The following is a 3,245-nucleotide window of genomic DNA, read 5'->3' as shown; positions in this document are numbered from 1 at the left end:
GCATCCTGCTGCCGCGGGCCGAGGTCGCGCGCTCGGTGCTGCCGGACGCGCTGCGAGGCCGCGGGGCCGATGTCGTCGAGGTCGCCGCGTATCGCACCGTGCCGGACGGCGCGGAGGCGGAGAGCGTGCGCAGGCGCCTCGCGGCGGGGGAGATCGACGTGGTGACGTTCACGTCCAGCTCCACCGCGAAGAACTTCGTCGACCTCGCGGGCACGGACCTGGGCGGCGCGCGGGTCGCGTCCATCGGCCCGATCACGTCGGCGACGGCGCGGGAGCTGGGGCTGACGGTGGACGTGGAGGCGGAGGAGTACACCATCTCGGGACTGGTTGCGGCGGTGCGGAAGCTATGCGAAGGGGAGAGCAGATGAGGCCGATGCCGAGCCAAGGCGTTGATACGCAGGAAGATGGAAGCCGCCCCTGCACGCGTGCAGGCGGCGGCTCCGTCGTTGGTGGCGCCGGACGCCCGCGCCTGTGGTACGCCGGCTGCCTTCTCGCCGTGCTCGGTGCCGGAGCGCCACGGGCGCTGCATGCGCAGGTGCCGGACTCCGCAGCGCGCGCCGTACCCACCTTGGTTCTGGACGATGACCTCCCGTCCGTTCGCCCGGTGCCGCCCGTGGATCCTCTCCCCGTATCGCCCATGCTGCCGCCCACGCACTGGGCGGTCGCCGCCGCGTGGCGTGCGGAGGCGTTGGGGCTGGTGAGCGGCTACCTGCCGGCACAGCGCTCCGTCCCCCGCATGGTCGTGGCCCGCGCGCTGCGCGAGGCGGCCTACCGCGCCGCGTCGCACCCGCGGCCGGGGCTGGCGGAGATGACGCGCGGCTGGTACGAGCGCTTCGTGGAGGAATTCCCGGAGGCGGACGTGGAGCCGGGCGACTCGTCGGCGCACCCGGAGCGGCTCTCGCCCGTGCGCCTGCTGGGCGGCTCGGTGGGCGGGCGCTACGTGGACCACGTGGGGCGGGTGAGCCCGGGCAAGGGCCTGTTCGGCAATCGCCAGGGGCCGGCCGACCTCCCGGAGCTCTCCCAGGTGCGGGCGACGGGGACGCTCGCGGCGGCGCTCACGCGGTTCGCCGTCGTGGAAGCCGACCCGAGCGTGGGAGAGGGCGGCGCCGCGCTGGACCGCTGGGAGGCGACCGTCGGCTTCCGCTCCGTCTCCCTCTCCGTGGGCCGCGAGACGATGGGCTACGGGCCGGCGACGAGCGGCGGGGTGGTGCTCACCGGCGCCACGCTTCCGCGCGTGGAGCTGCAGACGACGCAGCCGTTCCGCTTCCCGTGGCTGCTGCGTTACCTGGGCCCCGCGAGCGGCGAGGTGTTCGTGACACGGCTGGAGGAGCCGCGGCATCCCGGCCGTCCGTACTTCTTCGGCATGCGGGGGGCCATCCAGCCGCACCCGCGCCTGGACATCGGCATCAACCGCGCGTCGGTGTTCGGCGGCGACAGCATCGGCACGCCGGTAACGTTCTCCACCGTCGGCAAGATGTTCCTGGGGATCCTCTCGGCCGACTTCGAGAACCAGGTGGTCTCGGCCGACGTGCGCTACCGCGCGCCCACGGAGAGCGTGATCCCGGTCACGCTGTACATGGAGTGGGGCGCCGAGGATGCGTCGGGCGCGTGGTGGCGCGAGCCGGGGCGCATCTTCGGCCTCTTCGTGCCCGCGGTGCCGGGCGTGCCGCAGCTCGCGCTGGGCGTGGAGCGCACGGGCTTCGCCAAGTTCTGCTGCGGCAACCCGCCGTGGTACCTGCACCTCCAGCAGCCGGGCGGCTGGGCGAGCGGCATCCACACGCTCGGCCATCCGCTGGGCGGCGAGGGCTGGGAGTGGATGGGCTATGCGCGCGCCGAGCTCATGGACGCGCGCCTGCGCCTGGGCGCCCGCGCCTTCACGCACGAGCGCACGGCGCACGGGTACGACACGCCGCTGCGGGCCGGCAACCAGTTCGCACCGGAGCACGAGGGACGCAGCAGCGGCCTCCAGCTGGACGCCGCCATGCGTGTGCACCGCCACGCCGAAGCGTCCGCGCTGTACTTCCGCGACCAGGGCCACAGCTGGAACGAGCGCCGCTTCCAGGCCGGCCTCTCGCTGCTGTTCTGACCGCGGGCGAACGGGACCTGTCGAGCGAGATCATCGATCCATCCTCAACTCCCGTGTCGTGAGATGCAGGACGGCGGGTTGACCGGAGATTCGGAAGATGATCGGCCGATGCTACCCGGCCTAAGTCGGCAGATGACCGGCCGGTGCGGCACCTTCCGCCGGATGGTCGATGGTCGACGGCTGACGATCCCCGGCGGCGCCGGGGGATGAACGTGATGAACGAGCTTTCCAGATAGATGGAGATGGAGATGTCTAGCTATCCCGCGTACCGCCCGCGGCGCATGCGCCGTACCGAGCCCATCCGCGCGCTGGTGCGGGAGACGGTGGTGAGTCCCTCGGACCTGATCCTCCCGCTCTTCGTCGTGCCGGGGCAGGGTGTCCGCAGGCCCGTGGGGTCGATGAAGGGCGTGGACCAGACGTCGGTGGACGAGCTGCTGCGCGACGCCGAGGAGGCGCTCTCGCTGGGCATCCCCGCCGTGCTGCTCTTCGGGCTTCCGGAGGCGAAGGACGCGGAGGGCACCGGCGCGTACCACGACGACGGGATCGTGCAGAAAGCCGTGCGTGCGCTCAAGCGCGAGCTGCCGGAGCTGGTCGTCGTCACGGACGTCTGCCTGTGCGAGTACACCAGCCACGGCCACTGCGGCATCGTGCGCGGCGACGAGGTGGACAACGACGCCACCGTGCCGCTGCTGGCCCGCACCGCCCTCACGCACGCCGAGGCGGGCGCGGACATCGTCGCCCCGTCCGACATGATGGACGGCCGGGTGGGCGCGATCCGCCAGGCGCTGGACGAGGCGGGGCACTCGGCGACGTCGATCATGGCGTACTCGGCCAAGTACGCGTCGGCCTTCTACGGCCCGTTCCGCGACGCGGCGGACAGCACGCCGCAGTTCGGCGACCGCCGTGCGGCGCAGATGGACCCCGCCAACGCCGACGAGGCGCTGCGCGAGGTGCGGCTCGACATCGCCGAGGGCGCGGACATCGTGATGGTGAAGCCGGCGCTGGCGTACCTGGACGTGATCCACCGCGTGAAGCGCGAGACGGGCCACCCGGTGTGCGCCTACCACGTGTCCGGCGAGTACGCGATGATCGTGGCCGCGGCCGAGCGCGGGTGGATCGACGGCGACCGCGCGATGGAGGAGGCGCTGGTCTCCATCCG

At 72.7% G+C, this 3,245-nt stretch carries 3 protein-coding genes; all 3 read left to right on the top strand.

All coding sequences use genetic code 11. The annotated features are described in order from the left end of the window. The coding region (locus tag VFE05_03600; protein ID HET6229137.1) for a uroporphyrinogen-III synthase at positions 1 to 368 on the top strand (368 nt) is incomplete at its 5' end. A 245-nt stretch (positions 369 to 613) separates the two neighbouring features. After that, the gene (locus VFE05_03595; protein HET6229136.1) at positions 614 to 2,086 is read left to right on the top strand and encodes a capsule assembly Wzi family protein; all 1,473 of its coding nucleotides are present in this window, start codon (positions 614 to 616) and stop codon (positions 2,084 to 2,086) included. 248 nt (positions 2,087 to 2,334) lie between these two features. Next, on the top strand, positions 2,335 to 3,245 hold a 911-nt coding region (hemB, locus tag VFE05_03590; GenBank protein ID HET6229135.1), incomplete at its 3' end, for a porphobilinogen synthase.

This window comes from Longimicrobiaceae bacterium, from assembly GCA_035696245.1.
Lineage (GTDB): Bacteria > Gemmatimonadota > Gemmatimonadetes > Longimicrobiales > Longimicrobiaceae > DASRQW01.
Note: the sequence above shows the minus strand (reverse complement) of the source record. Positions and strands in the feature narration are given on the sequence as shown.